We start from the raw sequence: 18,880 nt of genomic DNA, 5'->3' as shown, positions 1-18,880 counted from the left end.
TGGGTAACGCAGGGGGCGGCGGGGTTGACCTGCGGTGTACGGGAGTGGGCTCCGGGCGTACGGAGACGGGCCCGGGGGCGCTCTGCCTCCGGGCGTACGAGCTGAGCTCCCGGGCCCCTTACGCCGCCGCGTCCGCCGGGCAGCCGCAGCTGCGGCGCAGCACCGCGGAGACGGGCAGCAGCCGCTCCTGCGGGGGTCTCTCGCGCTCGGCGAGCCGGGCCACCAGCAGTTCGACGGCCTCCACGCCCAGCTGCCCCATCGGCTGCCGGACCGTCGTGAGCGTCGGCCGCACGAGCCGGCTGAGCGGGATGCCGTCGAAGCCGGTCACGGCGATGTCACCGGGCACGTCGATGCCGCGCTCCTGCAGGGCGTGCAGCGCGCCCACGGCCATCTGGTCGTTGGCGAACACCAGGCCCTGGGGCCGGGGCCCCTCCCCCGCCGCCCCGAACAGCGTCTCCACCGCCTGCCGTCCGGCGGCCTGGGTGAGGTCGCCCCGCAGGTCGGGGGCCTTGGGCAGCGGGAGGCCGGCTTCCAGATGGGCGGCCTGGTAGCCGAGGAACCGGGCCTCGCCGTCCGGGGAGTCCTCCGGCCCGCCGGCGAACGCGAGCCGCCGCAGCCGGTGCGGGCCGAGCAGGTGCCTCGTGATCTGGAGCTGTCCGTCGAAGTTGGCCACCTTCACGTGGTCGATGCCGTCGTACGGCTCGCCCGCGAGCAGCACGACCGGGACCCGCCGGGCCACCATCTCCAGGGTCTCGTCCGGCACGGCCTGGGCGAGGACGGCGAGCCCGTCCACCCGGCCCGCGACCTCGGTGAGCCGTATGCCCGCGTCGTCGGCGTGCGAGGAGGCGATGAGCAGCGCGTAGCCGTGGCGCCTCGCGGCGCGCTCCATGCCCCTTATGACCTCGTCGGAGTAGAGGGTGACCTCGCCGGGGTCGGCGGCGGACGCGCTGTCCGCCTCCGCGTCGTGGAAGTCCGGGTAGCACAGGCCGAGTACCCCGGTGCTGCGGCTGGCGAGGCCCCGGGCGCTGCCGCTGGGCACGTACCCGAGTTCGCGCGCGCTGGCCAGTACCCGTTCGCGGGTCTCCCCGCGCACCGATTCCGGGCTGCGGTACACCCGCGACACCGTGGCGATGGAGACCCCCGCCCGCTCGGCAACGTCGTACACCGTAGGAGTACTCATCGCGCCGCGTCACCTCTCTTCCCCTGTGGTGGGGAGATGTTCCCACATGCGGGGCGCCGGCATGGAAGCGCATTCAGACATCCGGCGACGGCTGCCCGGGGCGGCGCAGAGTTTGCCTGGCATTCGTGAACCGTCCTCCTGGGGGTAGGCATCCCGTTCGGGCTGGACCGAGAACGTCGGGCCGCCCGCTCCACAACGACGTCAGGATGGACTCCGTGACTGCACCGACCCCTAGTCGACGGCCCCGCGCTCTCACCCGCTTTCTCGTCGCCGCGCCGCTGCTGGCGGCCGGTGCGCTGACCGGGGTGCCGGCGGCGCAGGCGGCCCCGGCCGACGACGTACGCATCAACGAGGTGGTGACTACCGGCGACGTGAACGACTCGGTCGAGCTGTACAACAAGGGCGGCTCGTCGGTCGACGTGTCGGGCTGGGTCCTGAAGGACGACGACAACGACCACGCGTACAAGATCCCCTCCGGGACGACGCTGGCACCGGGCGGCTTCCGGGCGTTCGACGTGAGCGGTGCGTTCGGGCTCGGGTCGGCCGATGAGGCGCGGCTCTACCTGGCGGACGGCAAGACGCAGGTGGACGGCTTCTCGTGGAGCAAGCACTCGGGTCCGTCCTGGTCCCGCTGCCCCGACGGCACGGGCGCGTTCAAGCAGGCGTCATCGGTGACGCTGGGCGCCGCGAACGCCTGCGGTACGGGTGGGGGCTCGACGACCCCCGTCGCGTGGCCCGGCGGCAGCTCGGTCGCCACCGCGGACGGCTCGAACGTGTTCGGCGAGGACCTGAGCGGGCTCTACCAGGACGGCAGCGTGCTGTGGGCGGCGCAGAACAGCGGCAAGCTGTGGCGCCTGGTGCGGGACGGGTCCGGCGGCTGGAAGCCGGACACCGCGAACGGCTGGTCCTCCGGCAAGACCCTGCGCTTCCCGGGTGGCTCGGGCAGCCCGGACAGTGAGGGCGTCACCGCGACGGGCGGCAGCATCTTCGTCGCGAGCGAGCGCAACGGGGACGCCTCGGGCACGAGCCGCCTGTCGGTGCTGCGGTACGACGTGAGCGGTTCGGGCTCGTCGCTGACGGCCACCAAGGAGTGGAACCTCACCTCGGACCTCCCGTCCACGGGCTCCAACCTGGGCTTGGAAGCCGTGACTTGGGTGCCGGACGCGTCGCTGACGGGCGCCGGCTTCAAGGACGCGTCGACGGGCGCGGCGTACGACCCGGCGCACTACGCCGCCCACAGCGGCGGCGTCTTCTTCGTCGGCGTCGAGGGCACGGGCATGGTGTACGGGTACGTGCTGGCGGACTCCGGTTCGTACACCCGGGTCGCCTCCTTCAGCAGCGGCATGTCCGGCGTGATGGAACTCCAGTGGGAGCCCCAGGCGTCCCGCCTCTGGGCGGTGTGCGACGACACCTGCGACGGCCGGCACCAGACGTTGACGGTCAACGCGGCGGGCACGTTCGCCGTGACCGGCGCGTACAACCGCCCGTCCGGCATGCCGAATTACAACAACGAGGGCTTCGCGCTGGCGGGCGCGGACGAGTGCGTGTCGGGGTCGAAGCCGGTGTACTGGTCGGACGACGCGAATGACGGCGGGCACGCGCTGCGGCGGGGCAGCGTCAGCTGCTGAGGGGTGCGCACCCGGTGATGCCGCGCCCCTCCTGTGACAGCCGTTCCTGAAGGCGTCGGGCGGCGAACTCGATGAAGGGGCGGCTCTCCATCAGGCGGCACTCGGCGGCACCGATCGCACCCACGCGCACCAGCCCCGCGTCCTCCGCCTCCGCGCCGACCCCGGGGAAGTGCCGGCCGTTGTCGTCGCCCACGTCCGGCACTTCCACCCAGACCCGTTCGCCGTCGACGATGTACGGGAAGCGGCGCAGCTTGCGCCGGTGGTTGGGGATCAGGGACTCGGCGTAGTGCAGGAACGAGTTGCGGTTGTGACCCACGCCCAGCAGCAGGATGTGGGCGCCGAGTTCGTGCAGCCGGTCGAAGGGCGAGCCGGGCCCCACCGCGTAGGCCAGCGGCTGCCGGGCGGTGATGTCCCGGGCCAGCGGCCCCAGCGCGGCGACGGACGCCTGCGGGTGGGTACTGCGCAGCCGCTGGGGGTCGGCCAGCACGGCGGTGGGGAGCGCGCACATGAGGGTGGGCAGCCGGTCATGGAACAGCGGCACGCCCGAGCGGTCCACGTCGGCTCCCGCCCCCGGGTGCGGGTCCCGTACCGCGTCACCGGTGAACGCGGGCACCACCACGGTGCCCTGCGGGCCGAGGCGGTCGCGCAGCGCACCGAGGACCGTCGCGACGCCGCCGTCGACGCGGCCGAAGGCGGACAGGGAGGCGTGCACGACGACCGTCGCGCCGACGGGAAGGCCGAGCGCCTCGAATCCGGCGCGCAGATCGTTGCTGGTGAGGCTCCCGGTGGCGTCACGATGGTGGTACGGGGGCAAGCGCTGCTCCTTTGGGTGAGAGCCGGATGCGGCAGGCGGGAGAGGGGGAGGCGGACTACAGGCCCAAGGGATGCGCGGAGAGCCAGCTCTGATGCGCAGCTCTCAGCGCATCTCTGGTCGCGCCGTCGGGTGCGACGACGTCTCCTCCGCCGTCGTAGGGGTGGTAGATCCAGCGGAGGTCGAGCGGGGCGATGGTCACTCCTGAGACAACGTCGTCCGCCACCAGCCGCAGCAAGGGGTCCAACGCGTGCCTCGTGCGTGGACGGCGGCTGACGTATTCGTGTTCGTAGACGATGTCGTCGGGGAAGTCGTCGTCGTGGACGTGGCTGCCCCAGTGCTCCGCGTCGGGATCGGCGTCGCGCAGTTCGGGCCGGCGAGCACCCGGAGCGAGGTCTCCGCTCCACTCCCGGGTGACCACATAGACCTCCTCGTCATCCGGCCCCAGCTCGCCCAGCAGCGTGTGATGCCGGTCGAGTATCACGGCGTACTCCGCTTCATCGTCGGCATAGCGTTTGGACTCGGGGAGGCTGTGAAAACGAACCCACCGGTCCGCGTACGCGAAGCACATCCGCGGGTCGCCTTCCGGCGGCGGCCACTGCCGCGACCACCGCTTTGACAGCGCGTCGAGATCGATTCTGCTCACCGCGTCACTATCTGGCACGAAGAAGAGGCCGTCGACCGGTTTACGAGCAGCTCCTCCTCGGTCCTCGGCATCACGGCCGTCGTATCTCTCCCGCACCGCACGCTGGATCCACTTCGCCCCGAAGCGAGGTATCCAGAGCCACCATGAACTGCGCGGCACGGCTCCTGCCCGTGGGCGCGGGCGGGTAGCGGCGGAGAACGTCGATCAGGGCGGGGGTGGCCCGTTCGCGGGCCCTTTTGAGCGCCCGGTCCCCCGCTCCGGGGTCCTCCCCCGCCGCGATCTCCGCGATGCGGGCCGCGTTCGCGGCGGCGCGCAGGATGTGGGCCACCTGGTGGGCCTTCGCAATCGGGTGCAGGTAGGCGGCGGAGGCTGCGTCGCCCGCCGCCTGTGCGGCGAGGCGGGCGGGTTCCGTGGACGCGTCCTTGGCCGCGCGGTGGGCGTCCATCGAGGTGGTGCGTTGGAGCCTGGTGCGGGGCGCGCCGTCGATGAACTCCCGGGCCGCGTCGATGGCGGCCCGGGGTCGCGCGTCGTCGGGGTGGGCGTCCTCGAACACCGGCAGGACGCCCCGCGCCGCCTCGGTGGCGTAACGGGCCACGGTTCTCAGCTCGTCCAGGGACAGTTCGAAGTCGCTCGTCACGCCGGTGATCCTCGCACAGGCGTGCGTTCAGCCGAGCCGGTCCGCCGTGTACGCCTCGATGGCGTCGCGCTGGAAGGCGGCGAGGCCGGGCGCGATGGCCTCGTAGGCCGCGCGCCAGTCGGGGTTGTCCACGACGGAGCGGCCCATGGCCAGGTGCTCCTCGGCGGTGACCGGGCGCAGGGCGGACAGCAGCCTGTAGTGGGCGTCGACCTCGGCCTGGACCGGCGCGGAGTCGGCCGCGTGCCCTTCTGCCCGGAGTTCGGCGAGGCGGATCATCCTGGCCGTACGCTCGCGCTGCCCGGCCTCGATGTCCTCGGGGCTGCTTCCTTCGACGTGCCGGGCGACCCGCTCCGCGTGGGCGGGGAAGTCGCGCAGGCTCTCCTGGTACTGCTCCGGCTGTACGCCCTCGAAGAGGTTCTCCGGTCGGTTGATGGTCATGGGTGCGTCGTCCTTCCCGGACTGTTCCAGTTCGGCGATCGTGCGCGAGACGGTGGTGGCCAGCGTGTCGAGCCGGTCCCGCTCGGTCAGGAGCCGCCGGTGATGGCCGCGCAGGGCCTCCACCGCGTCGACCTGCTCGGCCAGGACGCGGCCGATGTCCCCCAGCCCGAGCCCCAGCTCCCGCAGGACCAGGATCTGCTGGAGCCGCAGGAGCTGGGGCTCGCCGTAGTACCGCAGCCCGCCGGCCCCCGTCCGGGCGGGCGGCAACAGCCCGATCGCGTCGTAGTGCCGCAGTGTCCGGGCGGTCACCCCGGACATCCGCACCACCTCGGCGGTCGGCCACTCCATCGCCCTCACCTCGCGCTTTCGCCGTACCGGGCCGGTGTTTCCGGCCCTGTCCCACGACCGTAGAAGCTGCCGTTGCGTCAACGGCAAGACGCGGCGTTCGTCAGCCGGAAAAGGACGGGCGGACCGTATGTCCCCTCTGCCAGGATGACCGGCCATGACCGCCGCGCGCGCCACCGCCCTCTTCGACCAACTGGCCTCGGTGTACGACGAGGTGCTGCCGTTCTTCGCCGGGTTCGCGCACCAGCACATGCAGTGGCTCGCTCCCGCGCCCGGCACCCGGGTCCTCGACCTGGGCGCCGGGCGCGGCGCACTGACCGGTGCCGCGCTGGCCCGTGGCTGCCGGGTGACGGCGGTGGACTGCGCGCCCGGCATGGTCGAGCGGCTGGCGGCGCAGTACCCGCAGGTGCGCGAGGCGCGGGTGATGGACGTTCACCAACTGGACTTCCCCGACGACTCCTTCGACCTGGTCTGCGCGGGGTTCGTCGTCCACCTGCTCGATGATCCGGCTGCGGCGGCCCGGGAGATCCGCCGCGTCCTCGCGCCCGGCGGGGTGTTCTCCTTCTCCGTCCCCGGTGACGTGGAGGACGCGCCGGAGTGGGAGTTCTACGGGGCCCTCTTCCGGGAGTTCCAGCCCCTGATTCCCGAGGGTCAGGGGCGACTCAGCCGTCCCCTGGACCCGGAGCGCCTGCTCTCGGCCGCCGGGTTCACCGACATCGGCGAGACCGCCATCGAACAACACCTGCCCGTCCCGGACGCCGACACGTTCTGGAACTGGGGCCTCTCCCACGGCTCCCGCGCCTACTTCGACGCCCTCCCGGCCGACGCCCGTACCGAGTTCGAAGCCCGCGTGCGGGCCGAGCTGGCCGCCATGGACCCGATCGTGTTCGCGGCCGGGGCGCGCCTCTGGAAGGGCACCACGCCGGCCTGACCCGAACCCCGCAGCCTGTCGCCCGGTGGCCAACTCTGAAGCAGATATTGCGAAGTTTACGCTTCACATCTACCGTGCCGAGCATGCGACCGAAGCACGAGCCCGAGCAGATCACCGACCTGGCCCGGTTGAGGGCGTTCATGAACCCGCTGCGGATGCAGCTGTACCGGCTGCTGTACGCCGCAGGCACCGCGACCGCCTCCCAGCTCGCCGAGCACGTCGATGAGACTCCCTCGTTGGTCAGTTACCACCTGCGCAAACTGGCCGAGCACGGCTTCGTGGCCCAGGCGAGCGGCGAGGGCGGTGACGGCCGGGAGCGGTGGTGGCAGGTGGCGTCCGAAGAAGGGTGGGGCTTCCGGGACTCGGACTTCGCCGACACACCGGAGGGCGCCGCCGCCGTCGGTGCGGTGACCCGGGGGATCTTCGACACCCGCGTCGCCCAGTACCGCACGTATCTCGACCAGAGGGCCGCCTGGGGGAAGCGGTGGACCGACGCCGCCTACACCTCGGAGTGGCTGCTCGACCTGACTCCGGACGAACTCGACCTGATGAGCGACGAGTTCGAGGCGCTGGCCCGGCGATGGCGGGAGCGCGGCAAGGCCGCCAAGGCCGCTGGTGACACCGAGGACCGTGAGCACGTGTCCGTGCACATGTACGGCTTCCCCTTCCGGCCCTGACCCGGCCCTCCCCCGCCCCGACCGGAGCCCACCATGACCGCCACCCCGGAAACAGCCCTGTCCGAGCCCGCCACCGCACCGGCCCACCGGGACGGCAACGTGCTGCGCTGGCTCACCGCGTACACCGCGTCCCTCATCGGCGACAGCGTGTACTTCGTCGCCCTGGGCTGGTCCGCCCAGAAGGTCGCCGGGCCCACCGAAGTCGGTCTCGTCATGGCCTCCGGGGCGTTACCGCGCGCGATACTCATGCTCGGCGGCGGCGTGGTGGCCGACCGGCTCGACCCTCGTCGGGTGATCCTCGGCAGTGACATCTTGCGCTGCCTCCTCATCCTGGCTGCGGCCGCCGGTATTGCCCTGTCCTCGCCCGCGTTGTGGATCCTGGTCGCGGTCGCACTCGCCTTCGGCGCCGTGGACGCGCTCTTCGTGCCCGCTGTCGGCGCCCTCCCACCGCGCATCACGAGCCCCGGCCAGCTGGCCCGCGTCACCGGCCTGCGCTCGCTGTCGATGCGCCTCGGCCAGATCACGGGCCCGCCGGTCGGCGGCCTGGCCATGGGACTGGGCGGGCCCGCGGCCGCCTTCGCCGTCGCCGGTGTGCTCTTCGCGCTGTCCGTGCCGCTGCTGCTGACGGTACGCATACGGCCCCTCGCGTCCGAGGGCGCGGAGCCGCCGGGGCCCGGCACCTCGCGGGCCGAACTGCTCGACGGGCTGCGCTACATCCGCCGCCACCGCCTCATCGGCCCGCTCGTCGCCGCCTGCGCCGTCTGCGAACTCGGGCTCGTCGGCACCCTCAACGTCGGCATGGTGCTCCTCAACGCCGAACGCGGCTGGGGCCCGGCCGGGTACGGCTGGATCGTCAGCAGCTTCGGCGCGGGCGCCGCGGCGAGCGCCGCGCTGCTGGCCGTCGCCGGATGGCTGCCTCGCGCGGGACTGGTCCTGGCCGGAACCCTGCTCACCGGCTGCGCGGGAGCGGCAGCCATCGCCCTGGTACCCGCCCTCTGGCAGGCCGCGCTCCTCGCCGCGCTCATCGGCCTCACCGCAGGCATCTTCGGCAGCCTGGACAACGCCCTCATCCAGACCGCCACGGACCCGGCCTACCTCGGCCGGGTCACCTCCGTCGTCATGCTCGCCATGGTCGGACTCGCCCCGCTCAGCTATCCCCTGGTCGGCGTCGCCATCGGGGCGTGGGGGTCCGCCGCCGTGTTCGCCGGGTGCGGCGCCTTCGCCGCCCTCGGCGTCGTCATCGCCCTCACGTCGAGCGCTGTGCGGGACGCCGAACTCCCCCGGGAACGCAGGGCCGTGTCCTAGAAGTCGCTGGTGCGCTGCGTGGGCCGCCCAGCGCGGTCGCGGGCGGTCTCCGGACGGTGAGGTCACGGCCCTCCCCCGGGCGAGGAAGTCCGCCCATCCTGAGCGGAGATCAGTAGAGTTCTACGCTCACGCCGCCGTCCGCGCAGTCGGACCGGGCCGCTCCACGCGGATCCAATGCAACCTCAGCCTCACGTGAAGGGCTCCCGGGCCGCGTAGTACGCATGCAGCGCCGCCTCGCTGCCGGAGCCCAGGGCGGTCATGATCCGTTGGAAGCGGGCGGAGCGGAGGTCGCCGGCCACGATGAGGCGGGGGTGCTGGTCGGTGGGCGGGCAGTATCCGTCCGTGCTGCGGGTCAGGTCTCCGGGTGGGGCGGCGGGGGCGCTTCCCAGGCTGAGGAAGGCCGCGTCCGCCGTGATCGTCCGGTGAATACCGTCCTGTCCCACGGCCTCGGCCGACAGCTGGGCGCCTTCCCCACCGTGCAGCGTCAGGTGATCGACGGGGAGCAGCGTGACCCGTGGGTCCTCGCGGATCTCGTCGATCTTGTACTCGTCCGTCGCCGGGTACGCCACGAGGAGGTGCGTGTCCGTGGTCGGGTGGGCGCGCAGGAAGGTGCCGATCGGGCGGTCGCCGCCGAGTACGAGGAGGGTCCGGCCTTGGGCGTCGTCGGCGTCGGCCTGCCAGAGCGCAGGCAGGGTCAGGCCGGCTGGGGCGGTGATCCAGGTCGTGTCGCTGGGTTGGAGAGGGCCGACGCCCGTGGCGACGATGGCGTACGGGGCGGTGAGGGAAGCGCCCTTGTCCAACGTGACGGTCACCTGGTCGTCGTCGGCGTGAAGCTCGGTGACGTACCGACCGAGTTCGAGGTGGCACAGCTCCGTGTTCTTCAGCTCGGCGACGATGGCGTCGGCCAGCTCGGGGCCGCTGGTGTAGCCGCCGAGGACGTTGTTCAGGGCCGGGATCCGGTACAGGTTCCGGCACAGCCGGTCCGGCTCGACCAGAATCGAGCGCATGCCGACGCTGGCGGCCATGCGTGCTGCAGCGCATCCGGCGGGTCCGCCGCCGATGATGATGAGGTCGGTGTCGTACAGCGTGTCGCCCATGGGGCTATTCCAGCACTGGGGCCCCTGCATACGCGGTGAGTTGGCCGGCCACGTGGTCCGTGGTGACAAGTTGGCCGGTTCCGATCAGACGGCGGGCGACGACGAGTCCAGCGTCGTGCACGTCGGGGCCGGCGTCGCTGGCGCAGGCGTCGGTGACGATCCAGGGGGCGTAGCCATGTTCGAAGGCGTCGGCCGCGGACTTCAGGACGCAGCTCTCGGTGGCGATCCCGCAGAAGACGAGGTCGGTCCAGCCACCCCCGCGGACCAGTTCGGCTGCCTGGGCGGTGAAGAGTGTGTAGCCGGTCTTGTCGACGACCGCGTGCGCGCGGGCTGCCGCCTCCGCGAGTTCGGGGACGATGTCGGTCTCCGGTGGTTCTTGGAGTCGGCGCCACTGGAAGAAGCGCTCGTACGGGCTGTCCGGATAGTTGAAGTACCGGGTGAAGATCACGGGACGGCCGGCGCCGATCCACTGGGCGACGAGATCGGAGACCGCAGGCACGGCATGGCGGCTTCGCTCGTTCACGAAGCCGTTCTGCATGTCGATCACGACCAGCGCGGCGCTGCCGATGTCCATCCGTTGCTTCTCCTGCCCTGTGTTCTCACCCGACGCCCTCTCGCAGAGCGTCCTGCGCGGCGCGCAGCCGTTCGGCCAGTCCGCTGGTCTTCATGATGGCCTCCCGCATCAGAACGTGTTGAGCGGTCTCCTGGGCTCGGGCGGTGGTGAGCCGGGAGGAGGCGGCACGCAGGAAGCGCCAGCCGTACTGCTCGGGCATGAAGGGGTCCTGGCCGTCCTCGATCATCTGCTGCACCTGGCGGGTGAAACACCAGAGGGCTTGGACGGTCAGTTCGCAGGTGACCAACTCGTCGATGGTGAGTCTGCGCTCGCGGGAGTGGGACGCGTAGGCGACGCCGGACCAGCCCGCGTAGGCGGTGGACACACCCCTTACGCCGAAGGACACGATGTCGGGGTGGTCGAAGCCGGTGGCGAGGAGAGACTCTTCGACCGCACCGCCCAGAGGAGCGGGGCCGTCCGGGGCGCCGCGGTCGACCAGGACAGAGGGCGTGGACAGCAGGCGCAGTGCGGTGTCGTGGGCATCGCCGGACCAGGGGCCCGAGGTGAGCCAGTAGAGGGAGAGGACGTACTCGGGGTTGGGAACGCGGGCGGATTGCTCGTCCAGGAGGTCACGGAGCTTGTCTCGTGCCCAGGGAAGGTCGGCGGCGTAGGAGCGGTACCGCCAGACCGCAAGGTCGGTGAGCGCGGCAGGCTGGTGCGGCTGAACGAGGTGGAAGACGGCCACCCCGCACGCGAAGACGTGAAGGACGCACTCCTGTGCCTCGGGGTGGTCGACGCGGGCCGAGGAGGACTCCAGCCAACCGTCGTGCGCACTCGGTCTCATGTGTGCACGGAGTCGGCCAGCGCGTTCGGCGCCGATGAAAACTGGCAGGAACTTGTGGGAGTCGACTTCGATTCGGCCTGTCACGGGTGGCGCAGCGCCGTTTGTTCCCAGTGCCGCCGCGAACCGCGTCTGCGCTTCGCCCGACGCATGGTCGAGTGCGGTGTCGAGCACAGCCTGGGACTCGGCACGCGGCTGGTAACCCGCGCCACCGCCCTCCCAGTTCGACACGGTCCGGTCACTGACTCCGAGGTAGGCAGCGAAGTCACGCAGGCTCATGCGAAGGGCCTCGCGCAGCAGCCGTGCTTCGCGCCCGGACCATCTCTGCACAGTCACCACCGTCGTACCCCCCCGTCCGTCACCTGGTGAAACGTCGAAACACCCTGTGCGAGCAGTCCTGTTCGGCATTACTGCGGCATTGCTGCAGCACCCGTGCGTCACACTCAGCGATCAGTTTGCACCATGCTGTATTCACGAACCGGGGAAAGTGGCCACAGCCAAAAAGCGCCCCTCCGCCCGTTCTCCCCGGTTACACACCCAAGGAGCAAACGGCATGACCGACATCGTCAAGCGCAACGCCCGCGCCGTCCTTCTCGACGGCGACGAACTGGTCCTCATCAAGCGCACCAAGCTCGGCAGGGAGCCGTACTGGGTGTCGGTCGGCGGAGGCGTCGAGGAAGAGGACGCGACCATCGAGGCGGCTCTGCATCGGGAGGTGTTCGAGGAGCTGGGCGGCAAGCTGGAGCGCGCCGAGCTCGTGCACCTCATCACCGATGCGCTGGAGGGAGGCGTCGGAGTCCAGCACATCTTCGCGGCACGCCTGGAGTCGATGGACCTGGCCGCACGGACGGGCACCGAGTTCGACAAGCCGGAGCGAGGCGGGTACGAGGTGGTCCGGGTGCCTTTCACCGCCCAGGCCGTCCGTGAGCTGAACCTGATGCCGCCGGAGCTGGCCGAGTTCATCGCCACGAACACCGACGCGATCACCTCCGTCCTCGACACACCGATTCGCGAGGCGTGAGCGATGGTGCGGTTAGCGGACTTCGTCAGCCTCAACGGTCCTGACAACGTCGGCAAGACGACTCACCTCGATCGGCTGGCCGCGCGCCGACACGTCTTTCAGCCGCTGGGGGCCGTCCACGAGCACGACCCCGAGCCGTGGGCGCGAGCAGCGGCCGGCGACTACGCCCGGTGGTGGTTCGAGACGTCCACGACGGTCGAGCTGACAGAGATGCTGCTCGTCGGTCACGCCAAGCGGGCCGCCGCACGCGAGCCCGGTCGTACGGGACTGCTGGACCGTGGCCTGCCCATGCTCCTCGCTGTGGCCACCGCGACATGCGTGGTCAAGGACGGGCTGACGGTGGGCGAGGCGTTCAAGACCGTGACGGACATCGCCGGTTCGCGCGCCACCGCATCGGAGACCTCAGTGCTGCTGCTCGCGTCCTTCGACGCCGAGCGCAGTTACGCCATCACCAGCGCCCGCGAGGGCCGCCCGTGGACCGGGATCTACCCGGCCTACCAGAAGACACTGCACGCCGTTCTGCTTCACCAGGCCGGCCACGGCACGTACGCCGCCGTCGTGGACTGCGAAAACCGCTCCCTGGACGACGTACACAGCGACGTACTCGATCACCTTGGCCTCACTCCACTCACCGACGGGAGTCCCCGATGACTCAGAACTCCCCGCCCCTGGTGCTGCCTCCGGGGCTCACCCGCGCCATGGCCACCCTCCAGGACAAGGACCGGCAGCGCCTGGATGACACCGTCACCCGGCTCCACACCGTCAACGGGCGTCTGTGGGACACAGAGGACCGAGTGCGCAGTGCTTTGCTCTCCGCCGCCCAGGTCGCCGACTGCAAGCGAGAGATCGACCAGCTCAACGCCGAACGCAACGCCCTCGCCGAGCGCGCTGACGAAGTCCTCGGCTCGCTGGCGGACGCGGGCCGCGCCGATGTGCCCCTGCACACCGAGACGCTCGCCTCCGTCGTGGACCGCATGTCTGTGCTGACACTGCGGATCTGGCACAGCGTGCGGGCGGCGGGCCGCGATGAGCTGGCCGCACGACGTGTCCCTGCCCTTCACGGGCAACGTGAGGAGCTGTGCGCCGCCCTCGACGCACTGGTCTCCGATGTCGTCGCCGGCCGTCGTCGGCTCCCCGTGTCGGCCCGCTTCAAGCTGTACGGGCGGGAGGACGTCGCTCCGGCGGAGATCAAGCCGAGTCGGCATCTGCGCCAGGTACTCGCCTTCGGCGGGCTGAGCGAGTGCGGGAAGAGCACCAGCGCACAGTTCGTCCAGCTGACCTGCGGCGCCCAGCGCCTCAAGATCGGCTTCCTGTTACGGCAGGCAGCCCATCGGGAAGGGCTCGCGGACCCGTACGCACTCTCGGCCCGTCGGCAGGCCGAACTGCTGCTCGGCGAGCTGAACCGCTTTGCGGACGCCCACGTCGACACGAAGCTGTTCACCATCGAGTCCGTCCACGACGATGCCTCGATCGCCGAGCTCAAGGGGCTCATGGGCGACACGCTCCAGATCGTCTACCTGGACGCCTCCTTCGTCGTACGCGTCGAGCGGTCGGGCACTCCGGCCCAGGCCGTCGCCGCGAAGGACGAGATCAAGATGAGCCGCGGCGCCCACCAGGTCGCCGCTCTGGCCGACCACGTCATCGACAACACCGGCAGCATCGCAGCCCTTCGCGCCCGCCTCCGGCGCATCGCCGCCCCGCCCTCCACGACTGCGCTGCGCGTGGCCACCCCGTACGGGCTCGGTCTTCCGGCAGCGGTCGCGTCGGCGACGGCCGACTTCACCGACGCGGTACGGGCGTACGGCCCCGGCGTACGGCTCGTCGCCCTGACCGGAAGCCCCGGAGAGGGAACCTGGATCGCGGGCTGGTCCGACCTGGACCTCATGGTGATCGCCGAGCACGAGGTCTGCGGCGGCATCCAAGAGGCCCTGGAGCGGTACCGGACGGCCCTCGGCAATGCGGCCTCTCTCGGCCCCACTCTCGTCACGCCCGGAGAACTGACCGCCCGACGCCTCACTCCGCGCCTGGCCTTCGTCCTTCACCAGCTCCAGCAGGGCAGCCCCGTCCTGCATGCGGCATCCGACCTCGAACTTCCGACGATCAGCCGGGACGAGCTCGCGTTCGCCGCCGTCCGCGAACTGCCCCAGGTCATGCTCACCATGCGCCGTTTGCGTACTGCGGAGGGGGCGACCGCCCTGCGGCAGCTCTACAAACACCTCGTGCTCGCCTGCCGCCTTCTCCTGCGCGAGCACAACCAGTGGGAGTCCGGCCCCGACCGGATCCTCGCCGCCGCCTCCCGCATGCCGGGTCTGACGGCCCTCGTGGTCCCTCCTCTGGCCGAGGTCGCGAACGCCTGGCGTGACGGTGACACCGAGCTCGTGCTCAAGCCCGTCACCGCGGCGGTCGACCAGCTCCTCACCTGGTACGCCCTCCAGCTCGCCGCCTGAACCACGCACCTCTCCTCCTCCCCTCTCCACCGACAGGAGCTTCGTCATGCCCGAAACCATCACCCTGCCGCCCTTCTCCGCCCGAATCGTCGAACGGCTCAGCGTGGGAGCCACCAGCCGCCGCGAGCGTGTCATCCACTCGTTGGACGGCCTGGAAAGCCCGGTGCATCCCGACACCCTTGCCAGCACGGGGGCCGATCTGTGGCGTCTGCTCCAGAAGCAGCTGCCGGACGGGGCCGGCTCCGTGGACTTCCTCCTGGGCCTGGACGCGGGCGGCATCCTCCCGACCGTCTCCCTGGCCGACGCCGCCCGCCTCCCGTACAAGATCGCCTGGAAGCTGCACCTCCCCCTGGACGGCGCGGTCCGCTTCAGCGAGCCGCACGCCATGCGCACCGACGTCTTCGCCTACGGCATCGCTCCGGGACAGCGCATCGTCATCGTGGACGACGAGATCACCACCGGTCGGACCCTGGCCGACCTCACCCGCCGCCTCCGCGAGGCCGGCGCCGTGCCGCTGGCGGCGGCCTGCCTGGTGGAGGACACCACGCGCGGAGCCCGCGCCCTGCTCAACGAGCTGGAGCTGCCGCTGGTCGCGCTCACCACGATCGAGGGCCCGGCGTGAGCTCGGTCGCCCCGCCAGGGGTCCGGTTCCACCACGGTTCCGTGGTCGTCCCTGCCGGGGCCGTCCACACCACCCCGCTGGGGTACGACCGTGGCAGCGTCCCCAGCGGCGCACCGCTCCCGCTGGCTGCCTCCGCCGAGTTGGTCCACCGCCTGAGCGGGTGCGGCGAGGTCGTGGTGGCCTTCGAGGGGAAGCTCGGAGACACCCTCCTCGCTCTGTCGGGGGTACGCGCGGTGCTCGACTGGCTGCGGCTGCGGTCGGTTCGCACGTCCGTCCGGGCGGTGGGGCCGTACGCGGGGCTGATCGCCCGGACCGGGCTGATCGCTCACCACCCAGTCACCACGCCCCACGGTCGACGCGCCGTGATCGGAGACCGCGCGGGGATCGAGGCGCACGGCTCCGAAGCAGTGGTGAGCCTGGTACTCGATCCAGCGGCCCCGCCCTGCTGGTCGAGCGACGGCCGCGCCCACCCTGACCTGCTGGCCCGCCACTACCTGGCGCTGGAACGCCGCCTCGGTATCCGCCTCCCCGGCACGGCTCCCTTCGCGCCGACCCTCGCGACCGGCCCGAATGATCTCGTGGAGGAGCTGCGATCGGTGGGCTGGCTGGGCGGCCTGACCATCGCCGCCATCACCGCCACCAGCTGGCCGGAGCGCAAGGACTACACCGCCCAGCGGTACATGGCCCTCGCCGAGCAGATCGCCGAAGCCCAGCAAGCACAGGCCCGGCTGCTGCTCATCGGCGGCAACGCGGAAGACGGCTTCCGCGTCAGCGCCGAGGCCCCTCGACGCCACGTTCAGGTGCTCCACCTGGACGGGGTGCCGGCCGAACAGCTCGCCGATCTCTTCCCGCACTGCGACCTGGTCGTCGGCAATGACACCGGCCTCACCCACCTCGCCGCGATGACGCGCAGTCCCGAGAGGCACGTCATCGGCTTGTACGCGCGCCACAGCCACAGCAAGTGGCGCACCGGGCTCCCCCACCACCACGCCGTCGCCACCGACCTCTCCGACCGCATGCACCAGGGCGACCTCTGCCCCGGCCGAGACGCCATCCCTTCAGACGTCGATGTTCACATGGACGCTTTCCCGCCCGCCGAACTGGCCCGAGTGTGCCTCGACCTGCTCAACGGGGTGCGGCCATGACCCTCCGCAGCCCTCTGCGTCTCGGCCCGGTGCGGCGCTTCACTCGCAACCTGCTCTGTCCAGTCGACCTACTCGGCCGCCCGTTGCTCCTGAAGTACACGCGCGACCCGGTGGGAAGCCGAGCCGAGGTTCGCGGACACGCACGCCTGGCCCAGCACTACCGGGTGCCGACCCTCCACGCCCACCTGCGTGTGCCGGGCGGGCGGCTCCTCACGTACGAACGTCTGGCCGGCGGCACCGATCACGGGCTCCTGCTCGATCTCTTCAACGCCGACGAGCCGAGCAGCGACCTCCGCGCCTACATGGATCAACTCACCGCCGCGTACCGCGAGGCCATCGTTGCGACGGCGGAACCCACCGACCCGACACGCGTGGTACGCAAGCTGTACTGGGACCGTGCGGCCCCCGGCGGCCGACTCGACGAGTACTACGGCGGCAGGGACTTCTTGATCGCCGACGGCCTCATCGACGTCCCGGTCTCCCGCCTCAACACCTACACCCTGTACGCCAACAGTCGTCGGCACCACCTGGACTGGGTTGCCACCCTCCGCTGGCTCCGGGCTCATTTCGCCGCGACCGAGCCGGTCTGGGCGGCCCTCACCCAGGGCGACCCCACCGACGTCAACCTCGCCCACCCACTCGCCTGGTTCGACTACGACACCGCCGGGATGAACAGCATCCCCGGCGAGTTCGCCAACTTCCTCTGGTACGCCTCCGCCCTCGGCGGCTGGCTCGTGCCCACGTACAACCCGGCGGCCTTCGCCGACCACCCCGCCACGTTCGCCCGCGTCCAGGACAACATCCCCGAGATCCGACGAGCGGACATCGAGCACACCACGAGCACTATCCACATCGACTACGCCCCTCGGCTCGCGGCTCCCCGGCGGGCCGCCGTGACCACGTACTGGAACCAGCTCGTACGGCCGGTCGCCGACCGTCTCTGGCCCGGTGCCGACCTGGCGAACCTTCTCCGCCCCTACCTGGCCATGCGCATCCTCGGCGTCTACAACCTCGCCGACCTGGCCCCACCGGACCGGCTCGTCCTCCTCGCCCGGCTCGCCGAAGCGATGAGCCCCACCTTCGACCCCGCCACCTACTTCTGCCCACTGGAGTCGTCATGCCCGGCCCCCTGAACGGCCGCACCGCCCTGGTCACCGGAGCCACCGGCGGCCTCGGCACGGCAATCGCCCACCGCCTCGCAGCCGACGGCGCCACAATCGCAGTGGCCCACTTCGACGACGACCGAACGGCAGGAGAACTCTCAGCCTCCCTCCCCTCTTGCATCTCCCTGTCGGCAGATCTTCGAGAAGCCGAGGCCGTACGGTCCCTGTGCCGTCGAGCCCAAGAGGCGCTGGGCCCGGTGGACATCCTGGTCAGCAACGCCGGTGCCTACCCGCGCCGATCATGGCCGGAGACGACACCGGCCCACTGGGAAGACACCCTGGCCACCAACCTGACCAGCCACTACCTCCTCGCCCACGAACTCACCGCCGGAATGACGGCCGCCGGCTGGGGCCGGATCATCACAATCGGCTCCGTCCTCGCCACGGCGGGCCGCCACGAGCTCGCCGGCTACATCAGTGCCAAAGCCGGCCTCGAAGGACTCACCCGCGCCCTCGCACGCGAACTCGGCCCAGCCGGCATCACCGCGAACTGCGTCGCTCCCGGCTCCATCCGCGTCCCCGCCGAAGACGCCGTCGTCGACGACCCGGAAGCCATGACCGTCCGCCAGCTCGCCCGCCAGTGCGTCCAACGCCGAGGCCGACCGGAAGACGTCGCCGCGGCCGTCGCCTTCCTCGCCACCGAGGACGCCGGCTTCATCACCGGCCAGACCCTGCGCGTCGACGGAGGCTGGATCCTTGGCTGACATCTGGCTCATGCGCCACGGCGCCTACGAAGGCCACCGCCCCGGCTACCACGCCCCACACGAAGCCACCCTCACGCAGCAGGGCCGCGACCAGGTGTGCCGCTCGCTCCCCCTCCCCGAGGGCATCACCGCGATCGTCACCAGCCCGATTCCCCGTGCCCGCCAGACCGCCACCCTCGTCTCGCATCTCACGGGCCTGCCGATCGTGGCCACCTCCGGCCTCCTCGCCGAGTGGCGCGCCCCGAGCATCGTCCTCGGCCGCAGCGCCGAGACCTACCCGCCCGCCTATCGCGCCTGGCGAGCCCGGCGCCTGGCCAACCCTTCCCTACGCTGCGAAGACGGCGAAAGCCTCACCGACCTCCACAACCGTGCCCAGGACGGCGCAGCCTTTCTCCACCACACCGCCGGTCTCCACGGGCCGATACTGGCCGTCTCCCACACCCTCCTCCTCGGCGTCCTCACCCGCCTCCCCGAAGGCCCAGCCGCCTTTACCAGCGCCGCAAGAACTCCCTGGCCCTTCGCCGAACGCCGCTTGTTCACGTGCCGGCCTGCAACACCACGCTTTGGGGGCGTCGGACGGCAATAGGGCAGGACCGCAACAACTGTCATCGGTGGAAAGCCGCATCATGTGCACTTCTTGCACGGCAACACGGCCGACGCAAATAGAGTGTTTGGGCCGCGCCGTCATG

At 71.1% G+C, this 18,880-nt stretch carries 20 protein-coding genes and 1 pseudogene; 12 read left to right on the top strand and 9 right to left on the bottom strand.

The window, feature by feature from the left end; genetic code table 11:
* Positions 1-118 precede the first annotated feature (118 nt).
* Positions 119-1,180: a LacI family DNA-binding transcriptional regulator gene (locus AMK18_RS01460; protein ID WP_073861345.1), complete on the bottom strand. Its 1,062-nt coding sequence runs from the start codon at positions 1,178-1,180 to the stop codon at positions 119-121.
* Between the two features lie 278 nt (positions 1,181-1,458).
* On the opposite strand from AMK18_RS01460, the gene AMK18_RS01455 reads away from it, so the two are divergent.
* Positions 1,459-2,808: a lamin tail domain-containing protein gene (locus tag AMK18_RS01455; RefSeq protein WP_241836501.1), complete on the top strand. Its 1,350-nt coding sequence runs from the start codon at positions 1,459-1,461 to the stop codon at positions 2,806-2,808.
* Here the strand turns inward: AMK18_RS01455 and AMK18_RS01450 are convergent.
* The 4 genes from AMK18_RS01450 to AMK18_RS01435 form a co-directional block, all read right to left on the bottom strand.
* Positions 2,798-3,622 carry an aminoglycoside N(3)-acetyltransferase gene (locus tag AMK18_RS01450; RefSeq protein ID WP_241836416.1) on the bottom strand — a complete coding sequence of 275 codons (825 nt, stop codon included), beginning with the start codon at positions 3,620-3,622 and terminating at the stop codon, positions 2,798-2,800. The genes AMK18_RS01455 and AMK18_RS01450 overlap by 11 nt on opposite strands.
* Positions 3,623-3,677: 55 nt before the next feature.
* Positions 3,678-4,265 (bottom strand): DUF3885 domain-containing protein, encoded by a 588-nt coding sequence (locus AMK18_RS01445; RefSeq protein WP_073862269.1) that lies wholly within the window; start codon positions 4,263-4,265, stop codon positions 3,678-3,680.
* A 70-nt stretch (positions 4,266-4,335) separates the two neighbouring features.
* Positions 4,336-4,902, bottom strand: coding sequence for a putative immunity protein (locus tag AMK18_RS01440; RefSeq protein WP_073861343.1), 567 nt, complete (start codon positions 4,900-4,902; stop codon positions 4,336-4,338).
* 27 nt (positions 4,903-4,929) lie between these two features.
* Positions 4,930-5,688, bottom strand: a complete 759-nt coding sequence (locus AMK18_RS01435; RefSeq protein ID WP_073861342.1) for a MerR family transcriptional regulator — start codon at positions 5,686-5,688, stop codon at positions 4,930-4,932.
* A 154-nt stretch (positions 5,689-5,842) separates the two neighbouring features.
* Between AMK18_RS01435 and AMK18_RS01430 the strand changes: the two genes are divergently transcribed.
* The 3 genes from AMK18_RS01430 to AMK18_RS01420 all read left to right on the top strand — a co-directional run bounded on the left by AMK18_RS01430 (position 5,843) and on the right by AMK18_RS01420 (position 8,598).
* The gene (locus tag AMK18_RS01430; protein ID WP_073861341.1) at positions 5,843-6,616 is read left to right on the top strand and encodes a class I SAM-dependent methyltransferase; all 774 of its coding nucleotides are present in this window, start codon (positions 5,843-5,845) and stop codon (positions 6,614-6,616) included.
* Between the two features lie 83 nt (positions 6,617-6,699).
* A complete protein-coding gene (locus AMK18_RS01425) occupies positions 6,700-7,293 on the top strand; it encodes an ArsR/SmtB family transcription factor (protein ID WP_018105765.1) in 594 nt (197 codons plus the stop codon).
* A gap of 33 nt (positions 7,294-7,326) precedes the next feature.
* Entirely contained in the window at positions 7,327-8,598 is a 1,272-nt protein-coding gene (locus AMK18_RS01420) for an MFS transporter (protein WP_073861340.1), read from the top strand.
* A 188-nt stretch (positions 8,599-8,786) separates the two neighbouring features.
* Here the strand turns inward: AMK18_RS01420 and AMK18_RS01415 are convergent, their stop codons facing one another.
* The 4 genes and pseudogenes from AMK18_RS01415 to AMK18_RS35570 form a co-directional block, all read right to left on the bottom strand.
* Positions 8,787-9,695, bottom strand: coding sequence for an FAD-dependent oxidoreductase (locus AMK18_RS01415; protein ID WP_073861339.1), 909 nt, complete (start codon positions 9,693-9,695; stop codon positions 8,787-8,789).
* Between the two features lie 4 nt (positions 9,696-9,699).
* Positions 9,700-10,269: an isochorismatase family cysteine hydrolase gene (locus AMK18_RS01410; RefSeq protein ID WP_073861338.1), complete on the bottom strand. Its 570-nt coding sequence runs from the start codon at positions 10,267-10,269 to the stop codon at positions 9,700-9,702.
* A 25-nt stretch (positions 10,270-10,294) separates the two neighbouring features.
* Positions 10,295-11,092: a hypothetical protein gene (locus tag AMK18_RS01405; protein ID WP_241836415.1), complete on the bottom strand. Its 798-nt coding sequence runs from the start codon at positions 11,090-11,092 to the stop codon at positions 10,295-10,297.
* A gap of 225 nt (positions 11,093-11,317) precedes the next feature.
* Positions 11,318-11,497, bottom strand: a pseudogene (locus tag AMK18_RS35570) (hypothetical protein); the annotation flags it as partial.
* 145 nt (positions 11,498-11,642) lie between these two features.
* On the opposite strand from AMK18_RS35570, the gene AMK18_RS01400 reads away from it, so the two are divergent.
* From AMK18_RS01400 to AMK18_RS01365, 8 genes are read left to right on the top strand one after another with little or no spacing between them, the layout of a single operon-like run.
* Entirely contained in the window at positions 11,643-12,110 is a 468-nt protein-coding gene (locus AMK18_RS01400) for an NUDIX hydrolase (RefSeq protein WP_073861336.1), read from the top strand.
* A gap of 3 nt (positions 12,111-12,113) precedes the next feature.
* Positions 12,114-12,761: a hypothetical protein gene (locus AMK18_RS01395; RefSeq protein ID WP_073861335.1), complete on the top strand. Its 648-nt coding sequence runs from the start codon at positions 12,114-12,116 to the stop codon at positions 12,759-12,761.
* On the top strand, positions 12,758-14,557 hold the full coding sequence (locus AMK18_RS01390; protein WP_073861334.1) for a DUF4254 domain-containing protein: 1,800 nt from the start codon (positions 12,758-12,760) through the stop codon (positions 14,555-14,557). The genes AMK18_RS01395 and AMK18_RS01390 overlap by 4 nt, the downstream gene beginning before the upstream one ends.
* A 46-nt stretch (positions 14,558-14,603) precedes the next feature.
* Positions 14,604-15,179: a phosphoribosyltransferase family protein gene (locus AMK18_RS01385; protein WP_073861333.1), complete on the top strand. Its 576-nt coding sequence runs from the start codon at positions 14,604-14,606 to the stop codon at positions 15,177-15,179.
* Entirely contained in the window at positions 15,176-16,324 is a 1,149-nt protein-coding gene (locus AMK18_RS01380) for a glycosyltransferase family 9 protein (RefSeq protein ID WP_073861332.1), read from the top strand. The genes AMK18_RS01385 and AMK18_RS01380 overlap by 4 nt, the downstream gene beginning before the upstream one ends.
* Positions 16,321-17,457: a hypothetical protein gene (locus AMK18_RS01375; RefSeq protein ID WP_073861331.1), complete on the top strand. Its 1,137-nt coding sequence runs from the start codon at positions 16,321-16,323 to the stop codon at positions 17,455-17,457. The genes AMK18_RS01380 and AMK18_RS01375 overlap by 4 nt, the downstream gene beginning before the upstream one ends.
* A complete protein-coding gene (locus AMK18_RS01370; RefSeq protein ID WP_073861330.1) occupies positions 17,442-18,191 on the top strand; it encodes an SDR family NAD(P)-dependent oxidoreductase in 750 nt (249 codons plus the stop codon). Before AMK18_RS01375 ends, AMK18_RS01370 begins: the two co-directional genes overlap by 16 nt.
* Positions 18,184-18,777, top strand: coding sequence for a histidine phosphatase family protein (locus AMK18_RS01365; protein ID WP_073861329.1), 594 nt, complete (start codon positions 18,184-18,186; stop codon positions 18,775-18,777). Before AMK18_RS01370 ends, AMK18_RS01365 begins: the two co-directional genes overlap by 8 nt.
* The last annotated feature ends 103 nt before the right edge of the window (positions 18,778-18,880 follow it).

This window comes from Streptomyces sp. CB01249, from assembly GCF_001905735.1.
Lineage (GTDB): Bacteria > Actinomycetota > Actinomycetes > Streptomycetales > Streptomycetaceae > Streptomyces.
Note: the sequence above shows the minus strand (reverse complement) of the source record. Positions and strands in the feature narration are given on the sequence as shown.